The sequence below is a fragment of the Bradyrhizobium sp. USDA 4504 genome, assembly GCF_054063995.1.
Window position 1 is genome coordinate 1,832,311 of sequence record NZ_JBSSGV010000001.1, and the last position, 25,868, is coordinate 1,858,178.

A 25,868-nucleotide genomic window follows, 5' to 3' on the forward strand; every position below is an offset into this window, starting at 1 on the left:
CCCAGAACCAACGGAGGTTCGCATGAAGCTCCTGATGATCGCCGGCCTGACCGCCCTCGCGCTTTTTCTGGCTGCGACGAATGTCCCGAGATCGCATCCATCGTCCGTGAGCCACACATCGGTGGCAGGGATGCCCGCTGTGCAAGAACAAGACAAGCTGCCGGTTGAAGATTTTGACGATCGATCGCTGGTGTTTCCGAGGGGAACTCAGCAATAGAGAGAATGGTGCCGTCGCATCCGAACGCATTCGGTTCGAGATGAGCGGGCTGGAAATCGTCTGGCGTTGAACAGCGCAACGCGTCGGACGGGTTGTTCGCTTGCGCAGCCCCCGTCGCGCGCTGTGTTTCAAAAATTCATGAAGATCGGGTTGATCTCAGCGGGATCGCCGACATGTTCTGGGAGTTGAAACGGCGCACCGTGGCGATCGACTATCAGAATTGCCAGTAGCAGCGCCAACACCGCAGCGATGTAGATGAGCAGTGGCGACGCGTCCCGGCTGGTGGGATTGCGATCCCGCGGCGGCAACACGCGAGAATGCCAAATGCGCGAGATGAACTGCAGATATGCTTTCGGATGTATTTGCATGTTCGACCTCGATTGTGAGGCGCCTTTACCAAGACTGCGACCGCGTGGGCCGCTCTTCAAGGCGCCGCTTGTCGCACCCCAAACCGAATACGAGCTCCCTTGTTGATTACTGGTGAAATGGGCACGTTGTTGCCAAGGGCCAAGCCCGTCGCCCATGGACACGCCAGATTTCCAGAATGATCGCCGGCGGGGCCGATGGACGCCAGGGGAGCACTTTGGCCGGGCAGCAAAAACGGGCAGAATGGCTTGGGGGCTGCGCTGCGAGTGTCTCCGACGGCCATGGATTTGATTTTGCGTCTCGCCACGTTCCTTGTAACAGCATCGCTGCTTCTTGCGCTGCAACCCGCGCAAGCGCAATTGGCCGGACACGGCGGACCTGTCCGCGCGATCGCCGTTTCAGGCGATGGCAGGACGATTCTGTCGGGCAGCTTCGACACTGCGGCGATCCGATGGTCGCTGGCAACCGAGTCCGCGGATCAGGTCCTTCGCTTCCATTCGGGTGCGGTGAACGCGGTCGCCTTCCTCGGCGATGGAAGAATGGCAACGGCGGGTGCGGATGGCCGGATTGCCATCTGGACGTCGGGCCGGCCGCAGCCGGACCGGGTTTTCGCGGACCATACGGGACCCATCGTCGGGCTCGCCGTTACGCCCGATGCATCCAAGCTCGCATCCGCCTCGTGGGACCATACCGTGCGGCTCTCGTCGTTGTCCGACGGGGGCTCGCGCGTGCTGCAAGGTCACTCGCAAAACGTGAATGGCGTGGCCTTTGCCCCCGACGGACAGTCGCTGGTGAGCGTGGGCTACGATCTGACGGTGCGGATCTGGCGCCTGCCGGACGGCAGCGCCGAGGTCGTCACGGTGCCGTTGCCGCTGAATGCCGTGGCCATCTCGCCTGACGGCGAAATCGTCACCGGCGCAGCGGACGGCAAGCTGCGCATGATGACGGCCGACGGCAAGGCAAGCGGCGAGGTCATCGCCGGCGCCACGCCGATCGTCGCCTTGGCGGTCTCGCATGACGGCGCCTTGATCGCCGCGGCGGCAATTGACGGCACGGTGGCGATCGTCGATCGCAAGGCGCGCAGCGTGCTGCGCACGCTCGCCGGGCTGGGCGGGCCGGTTTGGTCGGTGGCATTCCTGCCCGATGGCGTGACGCTCCTGACCGGCGGCGCCGACGGCAAGATCAGGCGCTGGAATGCACTGACTGGCGCGGCGGCCGGATCGAACGTGGTGGGCACGCCGAGGGACCCGCTCGCCGCTTATGGCGGCGATCACGGCGCCGAAATCTTCAGGGCCTGCGTCGCCTGCCACACATTGTCGGAGACGGAGGTGCAGCGCGCCGGTCCCACCCTTGCCGGACTGTTCGGTCGGAGGATCGCCTCGCTGCCGGGCTATCGCTTCTCCGACGCACTCAAGACGATGGACATCGTCTGGACGCCGGAGACCGTCTCAAAATTGTTCGAGATCGGGCCGAACGCCTATACGCCCGGCACGAAGATGCCGGAGCAGCAGATCGGCTCGGCCGAAGATCGCCGCGCGCTCTCGGACTTCCTGGCGCGTGCGACGTCGAAATAGCCCGAGTTGGCGCTAGCCGCCTTGCGCATACTCAAGCGAAGGCGTCAAGCCGCGATATGAGACTTTAATATCCCGGCCATTGCTCCACCGGAATTTTCGTCAGCTCCGGGTTCTCCTTGAGCATGCGGGCGATACTAATGCTGGGATGTTCCTTGAGCGCCGCCACGACGCACTGGTTGACGTATTTGCGGCGGGACAGCCACTTGATCTTCTTGCCCTTCGCCTCGGCCTTGCAGGCGACGACCGCCTGCTTGAGTGCAACCTTTTCCGCTTTGGTGAGGGCGGCGGCCTCGACGGCTGTGCCGCCAAGGACCGTGGTGACAAGGCACGTCGACAGAACCTTCATGAATCGAGGCATGCGGCTAGTCCTTGTTCTCGCGTTGACGCAGGTAGTCATCCGTCGTTCGTGGCGGCGCGCGTTCCGGCACGTCCTGGATCGGATCGAACTGCTGTTCGCTCATGACAATGACCCGGCAATCGGCGCACATCCGCAAGGCCTCGGTCCGACGGTCCCCGGCAGGGTACATCCAATGCCGTCCCTCGAGTTTGGTCGCGATCCGATCGATCGTGCTCTTGACGCCGAACGGCGTGCCACAGCGAATACACAGGGCAGGTTCTTCTTCCTTGATCACCCGCGCCGGCGCGCGTCTTGCCCGGAAATCGATCTGCGGGGCGAGCCTGATGACTTTTTCAGGACAGGTGCTCTGACACAAACCGCACTGCACGCAGGCGTCCTCCACGAATTTGAGGACAGGGCGGTCGGGATCGGCGCGGAGCGCACCGGTTGGGCAGGCCGAAACACAGGACAGGCACAGCGTGCAACCGGCGACGTCGACGGTGATCGCACCGATAGGTGCACCCTCAGGCAAGGCGATCACGTCAACCGGCTTGGGGGCGAGGCGATGCAGTTCGCTCAAGCCGAAGCGAAGCAGATCGCCGCGTTTGCCGACCGTTAGGAAAGTCGCGGGATTTTCGAGGCCGGCGAGGGGGCCAATCCCCGTCAGTTGCTCGGCCAGAGTGTCGGGATCGTCGGTTTCGATCGTGCTCACGCGGCGGCCGTCAAATCCGAGTCCGGCGAGAATGGTCTCGGCCATCCGGATCGTCAGCAACGATCCGGTCACGTCGTGTCGTGGCTTGGCGCGCAGCAGGAGCCGCACGGCAGCCGCGCCATAGCCGAAGGCGCCGATGATGGCTTCCAGGCCGACCTGCGTCAGCTCGTTGACGGCGAGGGGAAGCACATTGGCCGGCAATCCGTCGCCATGGCGGGCGAGCGCATCGATCAGCGGCGTGCCGTGCTGGCTGTCATGCAGCAGCAGGACCGGATGTGTGCCGCCGGCCTCGCGATAGGCGCGCAACATGGCGCGGAGGATCTGCAACTGGGTATCGGCGGGTGGCAGCGCGTAGGATGCCGCTCCGGTGGGGCAGGCGGCCGCACATTGCCCGCAGCCTGCGCACACCTCCGCGTTGACTGCGACATGGTCGCCGTCCGGCGTGATCGCGCCGGTCGGGCACAAATCGAGGCAGCGATGGCATCCGATCAGCTTCGAGCGGGAATGCGCGCAGAGGCTGGGTGTGAAGTCGACATATCTCGGCTTGTCGAAGCTTCCGACGAGATCGCGGGCGGCGAGCACCGCACGCAGCATGGCCGCGGGATCTCTCGGATCCGCGCGGAGATAGCCGTCTCGCAGATCGTGTGCGGGAAACAGAGGCGGCTCGCCGGAGAGGTCGAGCACGAGATCGCAGCGCGAGATCGCGCCGTTGCGCGGGGCCTCGAACTCGAAGCGGGCGCGTGAGGACGGGCGTGGCTGCGCGTAATCGTCGATCGTGAGCTCGAAGCCGCCAAAGTGCCCCCGCGCATTGCGGATCGTGCCCTTCACGATCGGGAACACGGCTGCGGCAGGCGGCACGACGTCCGCCGGCTTCCTGAGCACGACCGTGACGTCGAGATGGTCCGCCAGCAGCCGGCCGGCCTCGATCGCGGTCTCGTCGCGCCCATAGATCAGGATGATGCCATCGCTCGACAATGTGACCAGCGGATAGTCCGGCGCGGGAACCGCCGCCGCCGCAAGCAGTGCCGCCATCTTCGGGCCCGCCTTCGCGCCGTCGCGCGACCAGCCCGCCGTCTCGCGGATGTTGACGAAGCTGATCGGGCCGGCGCGTTCGCCCATCTCATTGGTGAACTGGCCGGCCTGCTGCGTGCAGGCGACGGTCAACGGGCCGTCGGCTTTCGCGGCGCTGCGGAAATCTTCGAGCTCGGCGCCGCAGAGATGACGATGGCTCCTGATCTCGCAGTTGGGACATCCACGCTGGATCGCGGCCACGTCAAGGCGCATCGTGTCTTCACACGAGCAGATCAGGACGGTCTTCGCTGGCTGCTCCAGGTCGATCCCTCCGCGGGTGCGGCGCCGTCTTGCGGACTCGCGCCATTCCTTCACCTCGTATAGATATTCACTATCGGAAGGAAAAGGAAAGTGGAGGACGGCCCTTGCGGTCGACCCCGACCAGCCGCGTCTCCGTGACGGAAGCGATCCATCTGCCGCCGCCATTCACGCTCGTCCGGTTGCGTGAGAGCGGAGACGCCTTTGCTCACGCTTGCCGCATTGCACCCAAAAGCGGTGCCGGCACGCTGGTGTATGTCGGGCGGTTCGATCTTGCCGAATTCGCCGTGGTGCTCGAGCCGGGCGAGCCCTTGGCCACCGCACGGCGCGCCTTCTATGCCGGCATGGTCGCGCTCACCGACGCCCTGCGCGCCTATGCGCCGCCGCACAAGACGGTCGCGATCGGCTGGCCCGACACCGTCGCGATCGACGGTGGGCTGGTCGGCGGCGGACGGATGGGATGGCCGACGTCAGCGCGCGAGGACGAGCCGCCTGCCTGGCTGGTGTTCGGCGCCATGATCCGGACGGTCGCAATGGCCGATCAGGGACCGGGCGTCCATCCGCTCGCGTCCGCGCTGGATGAGGAGGGGTTTGGCGAAGCGGGAGCCGTGCAGGTGACCGAGAGCTTTGCGCGGCACCTGATGCGGGCGATCGAAAGCTGGCAGACCGACGGCTTTGGCAGCCTCGCGCGCGACTATCTCAGCCGGATCCCCCGCGAGCGGCGAACCGTGCTGCGGATCGATGACGGCGGCGATCTCCTCACGCGCCGCGTCGGTGCCGACAGGATTGAACGCAGCGTACTCGTCAAGGCGGTCGGAACGCCGTCCTGGTTCGATCCGAAGCTCGGAGGGCCGCGACTGTGAAACTGCTCCGCAGCATTGCGCTCGATCCCTCCGACACCTTCGTATTCGATGTGGCGGCCGAGCCGGGCGAATGGGCCGTCTCCGGCGCCTTCCGCTTCTGCGATCAGGATCCGACGAAGCTGACCGGCAAGGCCCGCGTCGCGTTCCGCAGTGGCTTCCTTGGGGTGCAGTCCTGGGGCTGGTCGACGCTGGTGCAGATCGTGCCTGCCACCGAGAACGATTGCAGCGCGCTGATCGACCGCCTCGCGAGGCAATTGATCGATCGCTTCGGTGCGCCGGATCTGGCGACCGCGCGGGTGGCGGCGGAAGAGGAGGTCGCCTTCGCGCAGTCGCTCTGCAACCATCCGGTCAGCTCGCTCATTGCCGTTCACCGTTCGGTGAGCGACGGCGAAGTCCGGGAGTCGTTCCGCAGGCTGCAACTGCGCCAGGGTCAGGGACACAGCAAGGCGTTCTCGTTCATGGAAGTCGAAGACGATGTCGAGCCTGACGCTGATCTCAAGCTTGCCGATATGAGCGGGGAGTCGCGGCACCGATGAATGGTTTCTGGATCGCGTGCGGCCACCATCTGCTCGATCGCGACGGGAGCGGGGGGCTTTGCGTCACCGACGAGTTCCTGAAGGCCTATTTTGCTCGTCCGGAGCTGGTTCCGCCGGACGAAGCATGCCCGGTCGAGCGGCGGCTGCACCGCGCGCTGTTCGCGGCTCCCCGCAGGCCGGTCGGCGCCGAAGAGATTGACGCGATCGTCGATGCGGATGCTCGGGAGAACTGGCGGCTCGTGCTTGCCTTCCGCGACCTCCTCGTGCGGCATCCGACGCTGGAGCAGGCCTATCTTGCAACCGTCCGGTCCGGGACCAACGATTTGCCGCCGCTGTTTGTCAATCAGCTCGTGCACGTGATCCTGCGCAATGCGCTCGATGGCTGCGATGATCCGTTCGTGCTGCGCGCAGCCGAACTGTTCTTCCGCCCGCAGCGCATCCTGCCGCAGGAGCAGGCCCTGCTGCTCGGCGATGAAGAGATCGTCGGGGGACAGAGTCCGACCCCGGTGCTCTCGCTGATGTCGATGCTGGGGGCGTTGACCGATGCCGAGCTCGACGTCTTGCGCGAGGACAATGCCGGCGATTACTGGCGCCGGAGCGATCAATTCGACATGGCATTCGACCTCACCGCAGGCGGCCGCGGGCCGGCGGCGCTGGCGCAGGCGATGGTGCGCTGGATCTCCCATCTGCTCGGGATCGACGTCAGCATTGAGCCGCTGCGCGAACTGCGTGATGCACGTCTCACCTGGTATGTCGGGCTCGACGCCGATGCGACCAGGCTCGGCGACCGTCTCTGGCATGGCGAGCAGCTCGACGACCGCAGCGCCGGACGCGTGCTCTCATTGTTCCGCCTGACGTTTGCGGACGCCAGCGTGGCCGCAGACGAGATGCGGGCCGAGCCGGTCTATCTCATTCTGTCGATGAACGCCGACCAGAAGCTCCGGATGAAGCCGCAGAACTTGCTGACGGGGCTGCCGGTCAAACATCTGGAGATGGCGACATGAGTCCGGCCGCGCTGCCGCTTGTGCGTGTTCCCGTCGGCGTCGTGGTGGAACGGCATCAGGCGGACTCGCCGTGGACCGATTTCGTCTGGCGCGCGGTTGCCGTTCTGCCCGACGAGCCGGACACCAAACCCTGGACGGTGCTTCGCGACGAGAACGGGACGACGCTGTTTTATGCCGGCAGCGCCACGGTCGATCTCTATGGTTCCGAGACGGCGCGCTATCGCGACAATCTCGCCTCGGGCAGTCCGGCCATCTGGGCCGTCTTGTCGCCGGCGGAAGGCGCCTGGCCCTACTCGGTGGCTGCCGCGACCGCCGATCCTTCGGAGGGCGAGGCGTTCACGGAGGCCGGTGCGAATCTGGTCGAGGCCGTCCCCATGCCGGAGATGCTGCGTGAGCAGATTGAAAGCTTCGTGGCCGAGCTCCACGTCGAACGTGAGTTCTTCAAGCGCAAGCGACGGCAGGCCGATCCCGAGGCGCTCGCGCGCCGGCAGCATGAAGGCGGACACGAATGAGTGAGGACAAGTTCCTGACGCGCTGGTCCCGCCGCAAGCAGGAGGCAAAGGCGAACGCCACGCCACCGGATCCGGCAATGCGCGACGACATGCAGTCGCCGCCGCCAGCCGTCAAAGACGACGACGCGGAGTTCGACCTTGCGAGCCTGCCTTCGATTGACACAATTACCTCGGCGACCGACATCACCGCGTTCCTGCGCAAGGGAATCCCGCAGGAGCTGAGGCGTGCGGCGCTTCGTCGCGCCTGGAGCGCCGATCCCGTCATTCGCGACTTTGTCGGGCTTGCCGAGAATGCCTGGGACTTCAACGACCCGACCGCGATGCCGGGCTTTGGCCCGCTGGATTGCTCCGAGGCTGAGCTCACCGCGCTCATCGACAGAATCGTCGGCGGCCTCGGCAAGCCGGCCCAGGCACCGCCCGAGCGTTCGGTTGAAGTCGCGGATTCTTCGCAGCAATTGCGCGAGGTCGAGTTGCCGGGCATCGGCGCCGAAGAAGCCGCGACCACGGGAACCGCACCTGATCCTGCTGCAACGCAACGAACGCTCACCGAAAGCTCCGACGGCGAACAGGTGCCGGTTGAGCGCCGCACGCACGGCAGCGCGCTGCCTCGCTAGGGACCGCGACGAAAGGCCATAGCCTCAGACTATGCGAGCTGATTGACCCCTCGTTGGGCTGGGACTAGGCTTCGCTAGCGCTTTGTAAGAAAAGCAAAATCAGCACCCGGGACTTGGATGGAGGTCCACGTGCGCGATGCTGGCCTTGAGCGAGCCATTGACGCTGCCGGCGGCGTTGCAGAGCTTGCGCGCAAAATCGGCATCAGCCAGCCCTCTGTTTCGAACTGGAACAAGGTGCCCGCGCAACGGGTGATCGCCGTCGAAGCCGCCACAGGCATCTCGCGCGATAATTTGCGGCCTGATCTGTACAGCGAGCCGTTTTTCTCCGAAGAGCCGATCGATTCTGTCGATGTCGCGCGTGCGCAGGAATATCTGCTGCTCGCGACACTGTTGTCCGCCGCACCATCGAAGAAACTGCTCGATCAACTGGCTGCGTTGACCGCCGATGCCACGCCGCTTGGGCGCGCGCATGCCGCGCTGGCCGAATCCGCCGCCAATGCAGTCGCGGCGACGGTCGAACGCGAATATTTCGATCTGTTCACAGGTCTCGGCCGCGGCGAACTCTTGCCCTACGCCTCCTACTATCTGACCGGCTTTCTCAACGAGCGGCCGCTGTCGAGGCTGCGCGCCGACCTCGCTGCGTCCGGGATCGAGCGCATAGCGAACAATTCCGAGCCGGAAGATCACGCGGCTATCCTGTGCGAGATCATGGCAGGTTTCGCGGGAGGGCGTTTCCCGGCGCCGTTCGACACGCAGCGTGCCTTCTTCGGCAAACACGTCGCGCCCTGGATGGGGCGGCTGTTCGTCGACATCGAGCGCGCGGAGAGCGCCGTCTTCTATCGTGCGGTCGGTGCGCTTGGTCGCGCCTTTGTCGAGATCGAGACAGAAGCATTCACGTTCGCGAACTGACCTGCATCCGCAGGTCCAGGAGAGATGCGATGAGTGAAGACAGGACAACCACAGTCGGGCGCCGCGATTTCTTGCGCAAGGTCGGCGTCGGCACGGTGGGCGCCGGCGCGACCCTCGCAACGCCGCTGGTCGGGGCTGCGCAGGCTGACAGCGAAACCAACGATGAGAAGCGCAAGGCGCGCTACAAGGAAACCGATCACGTCAAGGCGTTCTACCGCGTCAATCGTTATCCGGCCAAGGGAGGTTGACCGTGCTGATCAAGCGAACAAACCAGCGTTCCCTGCGCCAAGGCTCCGCCGCCAGCTCCCTTGCAGATCAGGCCGGTGGCCTCGACCGCCGCAGCTTCCTGCGCAAATCCGGTCTTGCCGGGGGCGCGCTTGCCGCATTCGGCACCTTGCCGCTCGGCAGCGTGCGCAAGGCGGAAGCCGCGGCGGCCGGTCCGCTCACGGCGGGAGCGACCGTGCGCAAGAGCATCTGCACGCATTGCTCGGTTGGGTGCACGGTGACGGCCGAGGTCTTGAACGGGGTATGGATCGGCCAGGAGCCGAGCTGGGATTCTCCGATCAATCGCGGCTCGCATTGCGCCAAGGGCGCTTCCGTGCGTGAGCTCGTGCACAGCGAGCGGCGGTTGCGCTATCCGATGAAGCTGGTGGGCGGGCAGTGGACCCGCGTCTCCTGGGACACCGCGATCAATGAGATCGGCGACAAGATTCAGGCGGTACGTGAGAAGTCGGGTCCCGATTCCGTCTATTGGCTCGGCTCGGCCAAGATGACCAACGAAGGCGCCTACCTGTTCCGCAAGCTCGGTGCGTTCTGGGGCACCAACAATACCGATCACCAGGCCCGCATCTGCCATTCAACAACCGTCACCGGCGTCGCCAACACCTGGGGCTACGGCGCGATGACCAACAGCTACAATGACATCCGCAATGCGAAGACGCAGGTCATCCTGGGCGGCAATCCGGCCGAGGCGCATCCCGTCTCGCTGCAGCATCTGCTCGAGGGCAAGGAGCTGCAAAGGGCCAACTTCATCGTCATCGACCCGCGGCTGACGCGCACCGCCGCGCACGCGACCGAATATGTGCGGATGCGGCCGGGTACCGACATTCCGGTGCTCTACGGCATGATGTGGCACATCCTGCAGAACGGCTGGGAGGACAAGGAGTTCATCCGGCAGCGCGTCTACGGTTTCGACGACCTCAAGAAGGAGGTCGAGAAATGGCCTCCTGAGGAAGTCGAGCGCGTCACCGGCATTCCCGGCGAGCAGCTCAAGCGCGTCGCCAAGATGTTCGCCACCGAGAAGCCGGCAACGCTGATCTGGGCCATGGGCCAGACGCAGAAGACCGTCGGCACCGCCAATGTGCGGGCGAGCTGCATCGCGCTGCTGATGACCGGCAATGTCGGCAAGGCCGGCGCCGGCGCCAACATCTTCCGAGGCCACGACAACGTGCAGGGCGCGACCGATGTCGGGCTCGATATCGTCACGCTGCCGTTCTACTACGGCCTTGCCGAAGGCGCCTGGAAGCACTGGTCGCGGGTCTGGGAGGTCGACTATGACTTCCTGAAGGCGCGGTTCGATTCCAAGCAGATCATGGAAACCCCCGGCATTCCGCTGACCCGCTGGTTCGAGGCGGTGACGTTGCCGAAGGAGCAGGTTGCGCAGAAGGACAACGTGAAGGCGGTGTTCGTGCAGGGACACGCCTCCAACAGCATCACCCGTATCCCTGAATCCCTCAACGGCCTGAAGGCGCTCGAGCTGCTCGTCATCGCCGATCCGCATCCGACGACCTGGGCCTCGCTCGCGGTCGAGGCGGGACGCACCGAAGGCGTCTACATTCTCCCGGTCGCCACCCAGTTCGAGTGCAAGGGGTCGCGCGTCGCTTCCAACCGCTCGCTGCAATGGGGCGAGCAGATCGTGAAGCCGATCTTCGAGTCGAAGGACGATCTCGAAATCATCTATCTGATGGCGAAGAAGCTCGGCTTCGCCGATCAGATGTTCAAGAAGATCAAGGTCGAGAACAACCTGCCCGAGGCCGAGGACGTGCTGCGCGAGATGAACCGCGGTAGCTGGTCGACCGGCTATTGCGGACAATCGCCCGAGCGCCTCAAGGCGCACATGAAGAACCAGGCGAAGTTCGACATGCTAACGATGCGGGCGCCAAAGGATGATCCCGAGGTTGGCGGCGACTATTACGGCCTGCCTTGGCCGTGCTGGGGATCACCCGAGGTCAGGCACCCCGGCACGCCACTGCTCTACAACACCAATCTGCACGTGATGGACGGCGGCGGCACGTTCCGGCCGCGGTTCGGCGTCGAGCGTGAGGAGAAGCTGCCGGACGGCACGACGCGGAAGGTAAGCCTGCTCGCGGACGGCTCGTATTCGTTGGGGTCGGGAATCCAGGATGGCTATCCGGAATTCACGCTGGCGAGCCTGAAGAAGCTCGGCTGGGACAGCGAGCTCACCGAAGCGGAAATGGCCGTGATCAACAAGATCAATCCGGCCAATCCGGACACGGTGTCGTGGTCGCTCGATCTGTCGGGCGGCATTCAGCGCGTCGCGCTGGCGCACGGCTGCGTACCCTACGGCAACGGCAAGGCGCGCATGAATGCCTTCGGCTTGCCGGATCCGATCCCGGTTCACCGCGAGCCGATCTATACGCCACGCGTCGATCTCGTCGCCAAATACCCGACGCTGCCCGACGCCAAGCAGTTCCGGATGCCCAATATCGGATTCTCGGTGCAGAAGGCCGCGGTGGAGAAGGGCATTGCAAAGCAGTTTCCGCTCATCCTCTCGTCCGGCCGTCTGGTCGAATATGAGGGCGGCGGCGAGGAGACGCGCACGAACCCGTGGCTCGCCGAGTTGCAGCAGGACATGTTCATCGAGATCAACCCTGTTGATGCCGCCGATCGCGGTGTCAAGGACGGCGGCTGGGTCTGGGTCACCGGCGCCGAGAACAATTCCAGGGCAAGGATGAAGGCGCTCGTCACCGAGCGGGTCGGCAAGGGCGTCGCCTGGATGCCCTTCCATTTCGGCGGCTGGCTTGCGGGCAAGGATCTTCGCGGCAACTACCCGAAGGGCACCGATCCGATCGTGCTCGGCGAAAGCGCGAACACGATCACCACCTACGGATACGATCCCGCGACGGGCATGCAGGAGCCCAAGGTCACTCTCTGCCAGATCGCGGCGGCATAAGGGAGCAACGACGATGGCACGTATGAAGTTTCTCTGCGACGCCGACCGTTGCATCGAGTGCAACGCCTGCGTCACGGCCTGCAAGAACGAGCACGAGGTGCCCTGGGGCATCAACCGCCGCCGGGTCGTCACCATCGCCGACGGCAAGCCGGGCGAACGCTCGGTCTCGATGGCCTGCATGCACTGTACGGACGCGCCCTGTGCGGCGGTGTGCCCGGTGAATTGTTTCTATACCACCGCCGACGGCGTGGTTCTGCACTCCAAGGATCTCTGCATCGGCTGCGGCTACTGCTTCTACGCCTGTCCGTTCGGCGCGCCGCAATATCCGAAGGTCGGCAATTTCGGCTCGCGCGGAAAAATGGACAAATGCACCTATTGTGCCGGCGGTCCCGAGGCCGATGGCAGCAAGGAAGAGTACGAGAAATACGGCGCGAACCGGCTTGCCGAAGGCAAGCTGCCGCTGTGCGCGGAGATGTGCTCGACCAAGTCGCTGCTCGCCGGCGACGGCGAGATCATTGCCCAGATCTATAAAGAGCGCGTGCTGAAGCGCGGCTACGGCTCAGGCGCATGGGGCTGGAAGACCGCCTATCGCGAGACGATCGAGTCCTGACGACGACCTGGCGCGGGTCGCGTCGATATCGGGAGGACCTTATGGCGTGTTTTGCACGATGTGTTCGGCTCGTCATCGGCGTGGCTGGACTCCTGCTGCTCGTCTCCGCGGCTTCCCCGTCCGTAGCCCAGCAGGTCAACCCGACCGCAAGCGCGGTCAAGGAGCAACAGCTCCTGCAGGAACTGAACCGGGTGCAGGGACGCGTCAGCATACCCGACCAGCGCTCGGGCGTTCTCGAACAGCCGGCCGGCCGTGAATGGCGCGAGTTCCGGAACGTGACGCTGCGCTGGATCGGCGGCATCGCCATTCTTGGCATGCTCGCGGCGCTGGTCATCTTCTATCTCAGCCGCGGGATGGTGCGGCTGCAGAGCGGTCGTTCCGGCCGGACCATCGTGCGCTTTTCCGCATTCGAGCGCTTCGTGCACTGGATGACGGCGACTTGCTTCATCATTCTGGCGATCTCGGGGTTGAACGTCACTTTTGGACGTCCATTGCTGCTGCCGTTGATCGGCCACGAAGCGTTTTCCGAATGGTCGCAATGGGCGAAATATGTTCACAACTATCTCAGCTTCCCGTTCACCATCGGCGTCGTGCTGATCTTCCTGATGTGGATCGCCGGCAATATCCCGAACAAGGCGGATGTCGACTGGATCAAGCGCGGCGGCGGCATCGTCGGGCACGATCATCCGCCGGCCTATCGTTTCAACGCCGGCCAGAAGGCGATCTACTGGATCGTGGTCATCGGCGGAGGTCTGGTGGCAGCGACGGGATATGCGCTGATGTTCCCCTTCTACCTGTCAGGCATCGAAGGGATGCAGCTCGCGCAGATCGTCCACTCCATCGTAGCGATGCTCTTCACGGCAGTGATGTTGGCGCACATCTATATCGGCACGATCGGCATGGAAGGCGCGTTCGAGGCGATGGGAAGCGGCACCGTCGATGTCAATTGGGCCAGGGAGCACCACAGCCTCTGGCTGGAAGAGGAGAATGCGCGCGATGCGCGACCCCAGCCCTCCGTCACCGCGGCGGAGTAGGGGGGCGCGCAGCCGTTGAACGCGAACTTGCTACAGCCGTACGCCCGTCGTTGCAAAGGCCTGTGCGACCGGTTCTTGCACCCGGTTTAGCGCCAGGGCCCCGAATGCCGACACGACGACGGCGGCCACGCAGGCGAGCAAGAAGACTTTCATTGTCGTTCTCCCAAATCGATCGGGATGCCGTGGGAGTTTACACAAGATGACGCGTCGCGGACAGCGTTGTCCGGCGCGTGTGGGCGGCCATGGCTCAAGCCATGGGGCGCAAGCGGCGGCTTTCTGGACGCTGCACCATCGAGAGGCGCTCCCGCGTTAGGTTGCCTTGGCGACCAGCAGTTCGCGTGGAGCGTGGATTGATCGCGCATGTCGAGCCTTAATGGGATTCCTCAGGCGGTCCAGGCCCCTCAAGGATCGGGGGCAAAAAGAAAGAAATGAAATGAATGACTTAAGGTGGAGATTGTCGGTGGCCCCGATGCTGGATTGGACTGGCTGATCTCAAGGTCACGGTAGATGATGTTTGCTCTCGGCACAGAGCGTGCGCTTCTAGACGTCAAAATGGCGCTCCCGCCTGCGCGCTTGCTGAATTGGGTTTGATTCAGATCAACCCACGAAGCGCGTCGATGCTCTGTTTATCGTGTGAGGTACCGGGTCCAATGGGGAGCGCCGTGGCAGCCTGGAAGCACGCTTTGAGGGTCCTCCGCGCGACATTTATCGATGGCGACGCAAACAGCCGGAGCGCCACGCATGGGTCGATGCGGATTGCAGGATGCGTTTTGAGCATCGCGGTCGTGCTCACCTCGACGAACTGTCTCGCGATGGAGTTCTCCCGTGTCCAGGGGTGCTTTGGAGATGTCTTGAAGCTCAGTGGAGATATCAGGGATGGGGACTTTGTCCGTTTTCGCGGATATCTGGCGACTGAGCGCCGGGTCGTTGGCCTCGATCTCGATTCCCGAGGTGGGTCCCTCTACGAAGGCTTCCGAATCGCCATGCTCGCGCACCAGAGGCAAATCGCCAGTTACGTTTCCGGAGAATGCGACTCGGCATGCGCTTTCATTTTCCTGGCGAGCAGGAAGCGTTATGTGGCGCCAAATGCCAAGATCGGCGTCCATTCGGTTTCCAATTTACACGGCAACGAGGACAGTCGAACGATTCGTGACACGATCAAGCTTGCGAGGTTGTCGGCCAAGCTCCGTATTCCTCCGTCGGCCATCGGCAGGATGGTCATGACTCCGCCGGGAAAGATCTCCTATTTGAACAAGGAGGAACTCGCTTCGCTGAAGGTCATGGAGCGGAATCCGTTTGATCGCACGGCGACCGCGGAATCAAGGAGTGGCTCCATGTGCGGCGCGGCGCCCTCGAAGAGCGCGTCGGAGGAGCAACGTCCGATGCGGAACGCCGCCGGCTCGAAGGGAAGCTAGGGCGCTGGTTGAGCGGGCTTTGGCGCCGAACCGGCTCGTATAGCCCAATTGGGTCAGTCAAGCCGTCGCACGTGACCCTGACTGCTTGGCACAAGCTGCACTGGTCTCTCCATTCCACCGCGATCTACAATCGCAGCCATGGGGTATACCAGCGACAGATTTCGGCGAGTGCGTGGCGCAAGCCAGCCGGCTGGCGCTCGCAATTGGCTGCGTCGCTGGCTTGAAGAGGCCGACGGCGATATTGCCTTCAAGGTCGTGGTCGTGACGGCCGGGATGCTGTCGACCGCGGCGATCGCCTTTGGATTGCTATCGTCCTGAGCGCGCCTCTTGTTTGCCGCGCGTGATGCTGGAATTGTCGTTCTGAGGTGCTCCGCCCGTGAAGCTCTGACAAGATGAGATATCGTCTTCAGCACGACACGGATCATTCCCGGCGGCAATGAATGCACTTCGAATTAGCTGAAAAATCGAGCGGACGTCGAGACCGTCTGGCGGCCAGGTTGGGCGTCGGGACCTGCGCCGCGACCTTCCTGTTTTGCTGCGCGCAACAGACGGCCGCGCTGCCGCTGACGCCTTTCCGCTATGAAGCCCAGGCTCAGCGGCATTGCCCCGGCGATAGCGTGGTCTGGCTCGATTTTCGGCGCGGACGCTACTACCTCAAAGGGCAAAGCCGCTATGCCAGGGGCTTCGATGGCGCCTTCGTGTGCAGGAATGAAGCGCGCGAGAGCGGCTATCGGCGTTCGCTGCTCGGCCTTCGGTGACATCACCGAAGGCCGGCCTGTCACGTAAAGCCGGCACTACCATCCGTCATAGTAGCGTGGCCGAGCGTAATAGCCGTAGCCTCCGCCCGGCGGGCAATAGTCGTAGCCATAGCCGCCGCCATAGCCGTATCCACCGCCATAGTAGGGATACCCGCCATAGTAGGCCGAGCTCGCGATGGCTCCGCCAACGATCGCACCGGCGGCTGCAGCGCCCCAGCCTCGATAGCCCCATCCACGATAGCCTCCCCAGCCGCCGGTGCCGCGCCAACCGCGATAGCCCCAGCCGCCGCCGCGCCAGCCGCCCCAGCCGCCCCAGCGGACCTGAAGGGCGGTGTTGCTCTCGACCATGCCCTTCATGGCCGCGACGTTGGTCGGCAACGGGGCCGCCTGGCTCGCGCCAATGCCGACCATGCTCGCAAGCAGGATCAAGGCCGGCAGGGTCTTGGTGTTCTTCATGACGTCCTCCACATCGGGGTGACACAGGCAGTCGCGACCGAAAGGCAGCCAAATCGAGAGCGGCTTTCCGATCCATGAGGACGCCGAGCCTGTCAGCCGCGGCCGGCCCGAAGCTTGATTTGAATCAAAGTGGCAAGAGGGCGGTGCGGACGATTGATCCTGCGCTTGGGACAATTGCCGCGGATAGGCAGGACGCCGCCTGATGGGGCGCGATCGCGCTCGTGATCCCGAGCGCGAATGCATCCCGGCGAAGTCGGAGCGGCCCCCGATTCCTGCCCCCGAACCGGGCCGCTTCCTCGGTGAAAGTCTGGACGCGTCACGCTTGATCTGAATCAAGCCGTGCGCAGCAAGGCGATGGCATCGCTTCCCGCGTAGCTGCTGATGCTCGATTCGAAAGCACGCTCTTGAAAACCCTTCGCCAGCTCGTGACCGGAGACGAGTTCGTCCAGCTCGCAATTCGCCTCGGATTGCTGGCACTGTTGATCTACTGGTCGTTCGTTCTGGTCAGCCCGTTCGTGCCGATCCTGGCCTGGAGCGTCGTGCTCGCGGTCGCGCTCTATCCCGTCTTCACCTGGCTCGCAGCAATGCTCGGCGGCCATACCGGCGTCGCGGCGCTCGTGCTGACCTTGATCTCTCTGGGAGTCGTCATCGGGCCGGCGACCTGGCTCGGAATTGGAGCGGTAGAGGGGGTGAGGGAGCTCGCCGAACAACTCGGCGCCGGCCACGTTGTCGTGCCGTCGCCGCCGCCCGAGATCAAGGATTGGCCGCTGATCGGCGGCCCACTCCATGAGATCTGGGATCGGGCGTCGACCAATCTGCGTGCCGTGCTGCGCGAGGTCGTGCCGCAACTGAAGCCGTTGGCCGGGACCCTGTTTGCATTTGCCAGCGATGCCGGGATCGGGATGCTGAAGTTTCTGCTGGCGGTCGTCGTGGCAGGGTTTCTGTTTCCCTATGGCTTGCAGCTTGCGGCGGCGTGCCGGAGCTTCCTGTCCCGCATCGTGCCGGAGCAGAGCGAGCACTTCCTCGACCTTGCAGGTGCGACCATCCGGGCGGTTTCCCGCGGCGTCATCGGCGTCGCCGTCCTGCAATCGCTGCTGGCCGGCATTGGCTTCAAGCTGGCGGGGATCCCGAGCGCGGGGCTGCTGGCGTTTGTCGTGATGCTGCTCGCGATCGTGCAGATCGGGGCGGCAATTGTGCTGTTTCCGGTCATCATCTGGCTATGGTCGGCCAAGGATTTCACGACCGCACTCGCCCTCACGTTCTTCTTCCTGGTCGTCGGCGTCCTCGACAATGTGCTGAAGCCGCTGGTGATGGGGCGGGGCCTGACCACGCCGGCGCTCGTCATCTTTGTCGGCGTGATCGGCGGCACGCTTGCCCACGGCATCGTGGGCCTGTTCATCGGTCCAATCATTCTCGCGGTCGCCTGGGAATTGCTCACGGCATGGATCCGGGACGACCGCGCCCGGCTGGCGGGAGAGCGATAATGCTGTTTCAGCTCCTCGTGGGATCGGCGGTGAGCGCGATCAATATCGCGATCCATTCGCTGTGGACCGTCGCGGCGATCGGGTTGCTTCGCAACGTTGCCTTGAGCGCGGCCGGCCGGGCGGGGCTACAGCTCAGCGGCGTGATGGTCGCAACCGCGCTTGCGCTGATGCTGGCTCACACGCTCGAGATCGTGGTGTGGAGCCTGGCCTATTGGGTGCTCGGCGCCGCGCCCGCCGGCAGCAATCTGCTGTATTTCGCCTTTGTGAACTACACCACGCTCGGCTATGGCGACGTCATCCCGGTCAAGCAGTGGCTGTTGATCGGACCGATGGCGGCCATGAACGGCATTCTCATGTTCGGGTGGTCGACCGCGGTCTTGTTCGAGGTGTTGCAAAAGACCATCGAGCGCCAGGCGGCGCTGACGAAATCTCCCTGACGTCGGCTAGTTGTCCAGCCTGGACAGCTGGTCGCGGTCGACCAGCATGATCTCGCGCTGGTTCGAGCCAAGGAAGTTGAGCGCGCCATAGGCGTGCAGCTTGGATAGCGCACGTGACACGGTTTCGAGCGTCAGTCCGAGATAGTCGGCAATATCACGCCGGCACATCGGCAAGGCGACGACGCCGACTCCGGTCAGCCGGCGATCCATTTCGAGCAGAAAAGCCGCAACCCGCTCCAATGCGGTCTTGCGGCCGAGTAGCAGCATGTGCTCCTCGGCATGCCGCAGGTTGCTGGTCGTCATGACCAGCAGGTTGCGAGCCAGGGCGAAATCGGAGTCGGCCACGCGTTCGAGGCTGATCCGCCTGATCAGGTGCACGTTCGTGTCGACGATGGCTTCCGCGGTAAAGCGATGGGTTTCGGCATTCTCGAGGCCGAAAATATCCCCGACGAGGTGAAAGGCACCGATCTGGCGGCGTCCGTCGGAAAGCAGCTTGTAGCTGCGGACCGCCCCCGAAACGACCTGGTAGACGTACTCTGCCGGCTCCTTCTCCCCGTAGATCTCGGTGCCTTTCCTGTAGTGGAATTCGCTGGTGATGCAGTTGGCGTGCCGGACGGTCAACCCACCGAGGATGCTCGGCACATTGGCCGGTCTGACATTGACGCGAGCGAACATGGACTAACTCTCTCGGGTAACGACTGGTGCAGCGTCCGCGGCGGCTCGAAATGCTTGTCCCGCGCGCAATGACTACGACGGAGTCCGGCCGGTCTCTATTGGTCTTGAGGTCATTGTCCTAAAGGACAGGGTGCGCAAAATGCGGCAATTTGTTCGTAAATTGGTGCGCACAGTCTTAGATTACTTTTCAATTTTCTCGGCGACAACCGGGTGCTAGGTTTTGAACCCGTTGGTCTCCGGCTCCGAACGTTATGGGCAGTGCAATTCGGCTCTCTGGCCTGATCATCCTGCTGGCTGCTTTGTTGGCACCGGCTGATCTCCGGGCGCAACAAACGCGCCCGCATTCCATGCTGGTGCTGGACCAGTCCGATCGACGTGGCCCCTTCTACTACCAGGTGTTCGTTGGCCTAAGGGATGCGGTGAGCGCTCACGGGCACGCGCCGACCACCGTCTACACCGAAAGCCTCGATCTCAATCGCTTCGGCGGCGAGGCCTATCAGGAGGATTTCCGGCGATTCCTCGAGGCGAAATATCGCGATCGGCCGATCGGCGTGGTGGTCACCATTGGCGCGGCTGCGCTTGAGCTTGCGCTCCGCTGGCGCCCTCAGCTCTGGCCCGACACGCCAATCGTGTTTTCGCTGGTCGAAGAGGCTGATTTCAAGCGATTGCAGCCGCCGGCCCATGTTACCGGCGGCATCGTGAACTTGAAACTCAAGGATGCCGTCACGGCTGCCCGCGCCATGATGCCAGGCCTCAAGACTGTCGTGCTGGTTGGCGCGGACTGGGACCGGCAAGTTCTGTTTCGCAATTGGAAAGACCAGGCAGCGGCCGGCATTCCGGGCCTCGACATCATCGAGATCATCGGACGTCCGATGCCCGAGATCGTTGAGCGGGTCGCGGCGCTCCCCGATCATAGCGCGATCATCTACACGGGCCTCTATAGCGACGGCAAAGGCAACTATTATCCGCCGTCGGATGCCCTCACATTTGTCGCGGCAAGAGCCAATCGTCCGATTGTCGTCGCCGCGGAGACCTTCCTCGGGGCGGGCGGCATCGGCGGATTCGTCATAGTTCCGTCGCTGATCGGTGCCGAGGCTGCGGGAAGGGCGCTGCGCATTCTGGATGGCGAGGCGCCCGAAGGCCTGCCACCGTCGGTCATCGATGCGGTGAAGCCGATCTTCAACTGGCGGCAGATGCAGCATTGGGGCGTCAGCGAAGCCAGTCTGCCAAAAGGTAGCGAAATTCGCTTCCGTGAGCCATCCTTCCTGGAAAAATATCGTTGGCGGGCTGTTGCGCTGGCAGTGGCGCTGCTGGTTCAAACCGCGCTGATTGCGTTCCTGCTCCACGAGCGTCACATGCGGCGGAGTGCCGAGGTCGAAGCCCGCAGTCGCCTGTCCGAGCTCGCCCATATCAATCGGCAGGCTACTGCCGGAGAACTCTCGTCCTCGATCGCCCATGAGCTCAACCAGCCGCTGGGCTCGATCCTGACCAATGCCGAGAGCGCGGAGCTGATCCTCGCTTCGCCGACGCCCGACCTTCAGGAGGTGCGGGAAATCATTTCCGACATCAAGCGTGATGATCTGCGCGCAAGCGAGGTGATCCGCAGGATGCGCAGCCTGCTCAAGCGTGCGCCATTTGAGAAGAAGGAGATCGACCTCAACCAGACCATGCGGGAAGCATTTGATTTCCTCAAGCTGCAGGCCTCGACGCGCAACGTCGCAATCTATCTGCAGACCTCACCGCAGACCCTGCGGGTGAAGGGCGACCCGGTGCAGTTGCAGCAGGTCATTCTCAACCTCGTCGTCAACAGCATGGACGCGATGGCCAAAATGCCCTACGGGCGCACCATCATCGGCCGTACGGAAGTCAATGGGGACGCGTCGGCGGTGATTTCCATCAGCGATTCCGGGCCGGGAATTCCGCAGGACAGGCTGAACGATATCTTCGATCCGTTTTTCACCACAAAGGAGCAGGGCATGGGCATCGGCCTGTCCATCGCACGGACGATCGTTCTGGCGCATAGCGGCCAGCTCTGGGCCGAGAATCAGTCCGGAGGAGGGGCGGTATTCCACCTTTCGCTGCCGCTGGCCGCGTAGCGCGTTTGGGTCTTGTTTGCCGGAGTGCAAGGTTCGATTTACGACGAACGCAGCATTTTCAGATCGCCGCTGATGGACATTCTACAGGTAGCGGCGATCACCCGGCGATGGAGCAGCAATGCACGCTTACGTGCACATAGTCGACGACGACGCCTCGTTTCGCGCAGCGCTCGAGCGCCGGCTCAAGCTCGCAGGCTATCGCGTCGTCACCTACGCATCGGCCCGGGAATTGCTCGACCAATTGCCCGACGACGAAGGGGCCGGCTGTATCCTGCTGGACGTCCGCATCCCCGGAATGAGTGGTCCGGAGCTGCAGGGCCGCCTCAACGAGCTGGGGTCGACGCTCCCGATCGTATTCCTGACCGGACATGCCGACACGGCGACGACCGTCCAGGCGATCAAGGCAGGTGCCGAAGATTTTTTGACCAAGCCGATCGCGTCGGAGCAGCTGATCGAGGCGATCAATCGCGCCCTTGCGCGGCACGAGCTGGCCCGCGGCCGGCGAACCAGGCTCGATTCGCTGCGCGCGCTGCTGGCGAAGCTGACCCCGCGCGAGCGGCAGGTGTTCGATCTGATTGTGTGCGGCCGGATCAACAAGCAGATTGCTCACGAGCTTGGCACGACCGAACGCACGATCAAGGCGCATCGTCACCAGGTCATGGAGAAGATGCAGGTGCAGTCGCTTGCCGAGCTGGTTTCGATCGCCGAGCAGCTCGGCACGCGCGCGTCCGGTGGCGAGGTCAAGGCTTGATCGGCCGGGCAGCTCTGCCCCTCCTGTCCCATGGTACAATATGAAAGCTCTGTGACGCGGCGTATCTCCGATCTTGGCCGCGAGAATATTGCGCGCCGGTAGCCGCTTGACGTGCCCTTTATCCATGCGTGGGCGAAGGTCATTCAGCGATAGGGTGAGGCTTCAGGATTTGCCGACCGCGAAACTCGTTTTCGTTGTGGATGATAATCCTTCCATGCTTCGTGGAATCGGACGTCTGCTGCGGGCGTGCGGATTTGCATCCAGGCTATTCGAGACCGGCGGTGCGTTACTGAGACATGGCAGCTTTGACAGCGCGGTCTGTCTGATATTGGACATCAATCTCAGCGATGGGTCCGGGATCGAACTGCGGCACCGCCTGGCGGATCAGGGCATCGAAATCCCCGTCATCTACATCACCGGAAATGACAATCCGGCGACGCGCATGGCGGCAACGGCATCGGGATGCGTGGCCTATCTGACCAAGCCATTCACTGCCAATTCGCTGATCCAGCCGATTGAACGGCTGTTGGCCGGCGTGGTCTAGCGGTTGCCGGTCTCGATCATTCATCGATGACTTGATCGAGCGTCAGCGCAGGCGCGCCCTTGCGCGTGCTTGCAAAGCGGTCGAGCGGCACCGATGTCGTCATCGTCAAAATGCTGGTGTCGACGACCTCGATCGAGAGCGTCTTTCCGCCATCCATGTCCTCGAGAAGCTTGGGATCGGCGACATCGGCCGCGATGCACATGTTGGTCGCGCACCAGGTGTAGGGCAGCCGATGAACCGCCTTCTGGTCGACCGATAGCTTGACGCCGGCTTGTAGATACATCCCGACCGGCAGGAATAGCTGGACGCGGCTGCTGCCGTCCTCTCGCTCGATCAGATCGAGGCGAACGGCCGTCTGCCCGGTGGGGAAGGTGCCGGTGATCGTCGTCCGGCATAGCGTCTTGGCGCCGGCGGCGTTGAAGCAGACCTTTCGCCACTCGCCATACTTGATGTCCCGCACCGGCTGACGTGCCCCCCGCGGGGCTACTTCGCCGCCGTCTTTCACCGTAGCAGGCGGTGAGGACGTCTGTTGAGCGTGGGCAGCACTGATGCCGGCCGCAAACAGCGCCAACTTCGCCAAGGCACCATATCGGACCATGGATGCTCCTCCAGCGCGAACGGCCGCCTAGCGAACCTTGTCGAGAAATCGTTCGACCAAAGGCGACCACGTGGGAATGGAATTGGGAGAGCCGATCAGGAAATGCCCTTCGTCACCGAACGGCGGCAAAAGATGGTACTCGGCACGACCGCCGGCGCGCGTGAAGGCTTCGTGCATTCGCTTCGACAGGGCCGGGCCGAAGAATGTGTCGTTCTCGATATAGAACCACAGCATCGGCACCCGCGACGTATGGCCGAACATGCCGGTGGCCTCGACCAGTCTGTCGGGGCCGCAATTGTTGTTGGGTTTGCCGTCGACACGGCCGCCGCGGCCTGCCGCGAAGGTGATGATGGCCTTGACTTGCGGCGGGTTGAGGCTCGACAGCGCGATCGCAGCCCAGCCGCCGGCCGACTGTCCGACGACGATGACGTCCTTCGGCAAGGTGCGCTTTTCGGCGGCCATGTAATCAATGATCCAGAGATCGACCTGCGCGACGGCCAGGCCCGCATCGAGGAAATTCGGATTGGTGCATTTGCCGATCTTGGAGAAGAACGGGCCATAAAGACCGCGTTCGGGAATATCGATGGCCGCCGCGCCATAGCCGGTCCCGACCGGTGCCACCACGAGATAGCCGCGCCGTGCGAACCAGATTGCGGCATCGCGAAATTCGACCAGCGGGAAGAAGCTGCGATCCCTGGCATTCAGTGACACGCCGTGGTTCATGATGACCAGTGGGAAAGGGCCATCGCCGAGCGGACGGACCAGATAAGCGAACATCGGCAGCGGGGTAGGCAGCGCCCAGATCTCTTCCTGGATGCGCTGGGACGTGTCTTGGTCCTCCGCGCGCGCCGGAGCGATCAGGCCAAGCAACAGCAGCGCTGCGGTTGCGAGGGTCCGTAAGCGGTGCTGACGCATGCCATGCGCTCCGGCAGTCATCTGGCAAATCTGCAGGTCACGACGATCGAGCCGCGCAAGATCAGAAGCACATTTGAGCACTTCGAGGCTTGATCTGAATCAACGCGCATCGGGCCCGCCGGCGCAACCACATGCGACCATTGTTCGTCATACGGCGGGCTTGATGTCGATCCAGGCAGAGACGAGTTGGATGCGCTGGTTTCCGCCGGCGAACTGGCTCGCCGACTACCGGGCATCCGGGCTCGGGGCGGACGCAATCGCCGGGGTCACGCTGGCAGCCTACGCGATCCCGGTGTCGCTGGCCTATGCGGGGCTCGCGGGTCTGCCGCCGCAGATCGGCGTCTATGGCTATCTGCTCGGCGGCGTGGGCTACGCCCTGCTGGGCTCGTCCCGGCAGCTCGCGGTCGGACCCACGTCGGCGATCTCGCTGATGATCGCCGGCGCTGTCGGCATATTGGCCGGCGGCGACGCCACCCGTTACGGGCAGATTGCCAGCCTCGTGGCTTTCAGCGTTGCTGTGCTCTGCCTGATTGCCTGGCTGTTCAAGCTCAGCCTGCTGGTGCGGCTGATCAGCGACAGTATTCTGGTGGGCTTCAAGGCCGGAGCGGGGCTCACCATCATCATGAGCCAGCTGCCCAGCCTGTTCGGCGTCGCTGGAGGCGGCCACAACTTCTTCGACCGCGCGATCAAGCTAGCGGGCCAGCTCGGCGACACCAGGCCGTTGGTGCTCGGCATTGGTGTGGCTGCGATCGTGCTGCTCCTGTTCGGTGAGAAGAGACTGCCCGGAAAACCCATTGGGCTGGCAGTGGTCGCGCTGTCCGTCCTCGCGGCTAGTGCATTCGGGCTCGCAGAATTGGGACTTCCGGTGACCGGGCCGATCCCGACCGGGTTGCCGACGATGTCGTTCCCGACGTTTGGCTTGCTTGAATTTGACGATCTCTTTCCGATCGCCGCCGGATGCCTGGTGCTGGCCTATGTCGAAGGGGTGTCCGCCGCGCGAAGCTTTGCGGCAAAGCACGGCTACCCGCTGGATGTCAGGCAGGAGTTTCTGGGACTCGGCGCGGCCAATCTCGCCGTAGCCTTCGGGCATGGCTATCCGGTTGCCGGCGGGTTGTCGCAGTCGGCCGTGAATGACGCCGCCGGCGCACGCACGCCGCTGGCGCTGGTGTTCTGTTCGGCAACCCTCGCGCTCTGCCTGCTGTTCTTCACGGGCCTCTTGACCAATCTGCCGAAGACCGTGCTCGCCGCGATCGTTTTCTCAGCCGTCTACAAATTGGTCGATATTGCGGCGCTCGCCAGAATGTGGCGGATCAGCCGAATCGATTTCTATGCCGCAATCATCGCCGTGGTGTCCGTGCTGTTCCTCGGGATATTGCAGGGCGTGCTGCTGGCGGCCGTCGCCTCGATCTTCCTGCTGCTGTTGCGGGCGTCGCAGCCCAATATCGCGTTTCTGGGCCGTCAAGCCGGCAGTGGGCGCTATTCCGACCGGGCGCGACACAATGACGTCGAGCCCTTGACCGGGATCATCGCGTTCCGCCCGGAGACCTCGCTGCTTTATGTCAATGCCGAGACGATCTTCGAAACGGTGCTGGCGGCGCTTCGGATGTCGCCCGACGTCAGGCTGGTGGCCTGTGACCTGTCGGCCTCTCCGTTCATCGACCTTGCGGGCTCGCGTATGCTGCACGACCTTCATCAGGAGCTCGCATCGCGCCAGATCACATTCTGCATTGTGGGCGCGCACGCGCAGTTGCGGGATCTGCTTCGGGCGGATGGTCTTGCGGACAAGACCGACAGCGGTGACTGGACGCGTACGCTCGACAGCGTATTGAGCAACAGGAAGCCGGAGGCAAGCATCTAGCGTGCGCGGCCGCATGGACGCCGCGGCATTCCAGCCTTGTTGCGTCGCAAGACGTCGCGATCAGGCGCGCT

Annotated in this window: 29 protein-coding genes; 20 read left to right on the forward strand and 9 right to left on the reverse strand. The window is 63.7% G+C overall.

The window, feature by feature from the left end; all coding sequences use genetic code 11:
• The first annotated feature begins 22 nt into the window (after window positions 1-22).
• Window positions 23-217: a hypothetical protein gene (locus tag ACVMB1_RS07880; protein WP_057017127.1), complete on the forward strand. Its 195-nt coding sequence runs from the start codon at window positions 23-25 to the stop codon at window positions 215-217.
• 128 nt (window positions 218-345) lie between these two features.
• Here ACVMB1_RS07880 and ACVMB1_RS07885 read toward each other — a convergent pair whose 3' ends face one another.
• On the reverse strand, window positions 346-747 hold the full coding sequence (locus ACVMB1_RS07885) for a hypothetical protein (RefSeq protein WP_244558738.1): 402 nt from the start codon (window positions 745-747) through the stop codon (window positions 346-348).
• A 117-nt stretch (window positions 748-864) separates the two neighbouring features.
• Between ACVMB1_RS07885 and ACVMB1_RS07890 the strand changes: the two genes are divergently transcribed.
• A complete protein-coding gene (locus ACVMB1_RS07890) occupies window positions 865-2,157 on the forward strand; it encodes a c-type cytochrome (RefSeq protein WP_456849884.1) in 1,293 nt (430 codons plus the stop codon).
• Window positions 2,158-2,221: 64 nt separating this feature from the next.
• On the opposite strand, the gene ACVMB1_RS07895 is transcribed toward ACVMB1_RS07890, so the two are convergent.
• Both ACVMB1_RS07895 and ACVMB1_RS07900 read right to left on the reverse strand, forming a co-directional pair.
• The gene (locus ACVMB1_RS07895; protein WP_057017130.1) at window positions 2,222-2,503 is read right to left on the reverse strand and encodes a hypothetical protein; all 282 of its coding nucleotides are present in this window, start codon (window positions 2,501-2,503) and stop codon (window positions 2,222-2,224) included.
• Window positions 2,504-2,519: 16 nt separating this feature from the next.
• Window positions 2,520-4,490, reverse strand: a complete 1,971-nt coding sequence (locus ACVMB1_RS07900; protein ID WP_456848401.1) for a 4Fe-4S binding protein — start codon at window positions 4,488-4,490, stop codon at window positions 2,520-2,522.
• A gap of 152 nt (window positions 4,491-4,642) precedes the next feature.
• On the opposite strand from ACVMB1_RS07900, the gene ACVMB1_RS07905 reads away from it, so the two are divergent.
• From ACVMB1_RS07905 to ACVMB1_RS07950, 10 genes are all read left to right on the forward strand, one after another.
• The gene (locus tag ACVMB1_RS07905) at window positions 4,643-5,398 is read left to right on the forward strand and encodes a biotin/lipoate--protein ligase family protein (protein WP_246786816.1); all 756 of its coding nucleotides are present in this window, start codon (window positions 4,643-4,645) and stop codon (window positions 5,396-5,398) included.
• Window positions 5,395-5,934: a DUF6505 family protein gene (locus ACVMB1_RS07910; RefSeq protein WP_456848403.1), complete on the forward strand. Its 540-nt coding sequence runs from the start codon at window positions 5,395-5,397 to the stop codon at window positions 5,932-5,934. Before ACVMB1_RS07905 ends, ACVMB1_RS07910 begins: the two co-directional genes overlap by 4 nt.
• Window positions 5,931-6,938 carry a DUF6352 family protein gene (locus ACVMB1_RS07915; protein WP_141342509.1) on the forward strand — a complete coding sequence of 336 codons (1,008 nt, stop codon included), beginning with the start codon at window positions 5,931-5,933 and terminating at the stop codon, window positions 6,936-6,938. Before ACVMB1_RS07910 ends, ACVMB1_RS07915 begins: the two co-directional genes overlap by 4 nt.
• Window positions 6,935-7,450 carry a DUF3305 domain-containing protein gene (locus ACVMB1_RS07920; protein ID WP_141342510.1) on the forward strand — a complete coding sequence of 172 codons (516 nt, stop codon included), beginning with the start codon at window positions 6,935-6,937 and terminating at the stop codon, window positions 7,448-7,450. The genes ACVMB1_RS07915 and ACVMB1_RS07920 overlap by 4 nt, the downstream gene beginning before the upstream one ends.
• Complete coding sequence (locus ACVMB1_RS07925; RefSeq protein ID WP_141342511.1) at window positions 7,447-8,064, forward strand: DUF3306 domain-containing protein; 618 nt, start codon at window positions 7,447-7,449, stop codon at window positions 8,062-8,064. The genes ACVMB1_RS07920 and ACVMB1_RS07925 overlap by 4 nt, the downstream gene beginning before the upstream one ends.
• A gap of 129 nt (window positions 8,065-8,193) precedes the next feature.
• Window positions 8,194-8,973 carry a Cro/CI family transcriptional regulator gene (locus ACVMB1_RS07930; RefSeq protein WP_141342512.1) on the forward strand — a complete coding sequence of 260 codons (780 nt, stop codon included), beginning with the start codon at window positions 8,194-8,196 and terminating at the stop codon, window positions 8,971-8,973.
• Between the two features lie 29 nt (window positions 8,974-9,002).
• The gene (locus ACVMB1_RS07935; protein ID WP_028345027.1) at window positions 9,003-9,221 is read left to right on the forward strand and encodes a twin-arginine translocation signal domain-containing protein; all 219 of its coding nucleotides are present in this window, start codon (window positions 9,003-9,005) and stop codon (window positions 9,219-9,221) included.
• Window positions 9,222-9,223: 2 nt separating this feature from the next.
• The gene (locus tag ACVMB1_RS07940) at window positions 9,224-12,166 is read left to right on the forward strand and encodes a formate dehydrogenase subunit alpha (RefSeq protein WP_200844576.1); all 2,943 of its coding nucleotides are present in this window, start codon (window positions 9,224-9,226) and stop codon (window positions 12,164-12,166) included.
• Window positions 12,167-12,179: 13 nt separating this feature from the next.
• The gene (fdh3B, locus tag ACVMB1_RS07945) at window positions 12,180-12,776 is read left to right on the forward strand and encodes a formate dehydrogenase FDH3 subunit beta (RefSeq protein ID WP_011088224.1); all 597 of its coding nucleotides are present in this window, start codon (window positions 12,180-12,182) and stop codon (window positions 12,774-12,776) included.
• A 41-nt stretch (window positions 12,777-12,817) separates the two neighbouring features.
• On the forward strand, window positions 12,818-13,810 hold the full coding sequence (locus ACVMB1_RS07950; protein WP_057017138.1) for a formate dehydrogenase subunit gamma: 993 nt from the start codon (window positions 12,818-12,820) through the stop codon (window positions 13,808-13,810).
• Window positions 13,811-13,840: 30 nt separating this feature from the next.
• On the opposite strand, the gene ACVMB1_RS07955 is transcribed toward ACVMB1_RS07950, so the two are convergent.
• Window positions 13,841-13,963 carry a hypothetical protein gene (locus ACVMB1_RS07955; RefSeq protein WP_256520575.1) on the reverse strand — a complete coding sequence of 41 codons (123 nt, stop codon included), beginning with the start codon at window positions 13,961-13,963 and terminating at the stop codon, window positions 13,841-13,843.
• A gap of 617 nt (window positions 13,964-14,580) precedes the next feature.
• Between ACVMB1_RS07955 and ACVMB1_RS07960 the strand changes: the two genes are divergently transcribed.
• The gene (locus tag ACVMB1_RS07960) at window positions 14,581-15,225 is read left to right on the forward strand and encodes an ATP-dependent Clp protease proteolytic subunit (RefSeq protein ID WP_141342514.1); all 645 of its coding nucleotides are present in this window, start codon (window positions 14,581-14,583) and stop codon (window positions 15,223-15,225) included.
• 440 nt (window positions 15,226-15,665) lie between these two features.
• The gene (locus ACVMB1_RS07965; protein ID WP_456848407.1) at window positions 15,666-15,983 is read left to right on the forward strand and encodes a hypothetical protein; all 318 of its coding nucleotides are present in this window, start codon (window positions 15,666-15,668) and stop codon (window positions 15,981-15,983) included.
• A 36-nt stretch (window positions 15,984-16,019) separates the two neighbouring features.
• On the opposite strand, the gene ACVMB1_RS07970 is transcribed toward ACVMB1_RS07965, so the two are convergent.
• Window positions 16,020-16,439 carry a hypothetical protein gene (locus ACVMB1_RS07970; RefSeq protein WP_057017141.1) on the reverse strand — a complete coding sequence of 140 codons (420 nt, stop codon included), beginning with the start codon at window positions 16,437-16,439 and terminating at the stop codon, window positions 16,020-16,022.
• A 404-nt stretch (window positions 16,440-16,843) separates the two neighbouring features.
• On the opposite strand from ACVMB1_RS07970, the gene ACVMB1_RS07975 reads away from it, so the two are divergent.
• Window positions 16,844-17,923: an AI-2E family transporter gene (locus ACVMB1_RS07975; protein WP_076826310.1), complete on the forward strand. Its 1,080-nt coding sequence runs from the start codon at window positions 16,844-16,846 to the stop codon at window positions 17,921-17,923.
• Entirely contained in the window at window positions 17,923-18,360 is a 438-nt protein-coding gene (locus tag ACVMB1_RS07980) for a potassium channel family protein (RefSeq protein WP_038374727.1), read from the forward strand. The genes ACVMB1_RS07975 and ACVMB1_RS07980 overlap by 1 nt, the downstream gene beginning before the upstream one ends.
• 6 nt (window positions 18,361-18,366) lie before the next feature.
• On the opposite strand, the gene ACVMB1_RS07985 is transcribed toward ACVMB1_RS07980, so the two are convergent.
• Together ACVMB1_RS07985 and ACVMB1_RS07990 are read right to left on the reverse strand one after the other, a co-directional pair.
• The gene (locus ACVMB1_RS07985; RefSeq protein WP_057017143.1) at window positions 18,367-19,035 is read right to left on the reverse strand and encodes a helix-turn-helix domain-containing protein; all 669 of its coding nucleotides are present in this window, start codon (window positions 19,033-19,035) and stop codon (window positions 18,367-18,369) included.
• Window positions 19,036-19,442: 407 nt separating this feature from the next.
• Window positions 19,443-19,718 (reverse strand): hypothetical protein, encoded by a 276-nt coding sequence (locus ACVMB1_RS07990; protein WP_456848409.1) that lies wholly within the window; start codon window positions 19,716-19,718, stop codon window positions 19,443-19,445.
• Here ACVMB1_RS07990 and ACVMB1_RS07995 point away from each other — a divergent pair.
• From ACVMB1_RS07995 to ACVMB1_RS08005, 3 genes are all read left to right on the forward strand, one after another.
• Window positions 19,701-21,131, forward strand: coding sequence for a sensor histidine kinase (locus ACVMB1_RS07995; RefSeq protein ID WP_456848411.1), 1,431 nt, complete (start codon window positions 19,701-19,703; stop codon window positions 21,129-21,131). The two genes, ACVMB1_RS07990 and ACVMB1_RS07995, sit on opposite strands and share 18 nt — an antisense overlap.
• Window positions 21,132-21,249: 118 nt before the next feature.
• A complete protein-coding gene (locus ACVMB1_RS08000) occupies window positions 21,250-21,882 on the forward strand; it encodes a response regulator transcription factor (protein WP_076826313.1) in 633 nt (210 codons plus the stop codon).
• Between the two features lie 124 nt (window positions 21,883-22,006).
• Window positions 22,007-22,426, forward strand: a complete 420-nt coding sequence (locus ACVMB1_RS08005) for a response regulator transcription factor (protein ID WP_456784541.1) — start codon at window positions 22,007-22,009, stop codon at window positions 22,424-22,426.
• Between the two features lie 16 nt (window positions 22,427-22,442).
• Here ACVMB1_RS08005 and ACVMB1_RS08010 read toward each other — a convergent pair whose 3' ends face one another.
• Both ACVMB1_RS08010 and ACVMB1_RS08015 read right to left on the reverse strand, forming a co-directional pair.
• Window positions 22,443-23,024 (reverse strand): invasion associated locus B family protein, encoded by a 582-nt coding sequence (locus ACVMB1_RS08010; protein WP_076826317.1) that lies wholly within the window; start codon window positions 23,022-23,024, stop codon window positions 22,443-22,445.
• Window positions 23,025-23,051: 27 nt separating this feature from the next.
• Window positions 23,052-23,939 carry an alpha/beta hydrolase family protein gene (locus ACVMB1_RS08015; protein ID WP_456848413.1) on the reverse strand — a complete coding sequence of 296 codons (888 nt, stop codon included), beginning with the start codon at window positions 23,937-23,939 and terminating at the stop codon, window positions 23,052-23,054.
• Window positions 23,940-24,102: 163 nt separating this feature from the next.
• On the opposite strand from ACVMB1_RS08015, the gene ACVMB1_RS08020 reads away from it, so the two are divergent.
• Window positions 24,103-25,797, forward strand: a complete 1,695-nt coding sequence (locus tag ACVMB1_RS08020; protein WP_076826321.1) for a SulP family inorganic anion transporter — start codon at window positions 24,103-24,105, stop codon at window positions 25,795-25,797.
• Window positions 25,798-25,868: the final 71 nt, after the last annotated feature.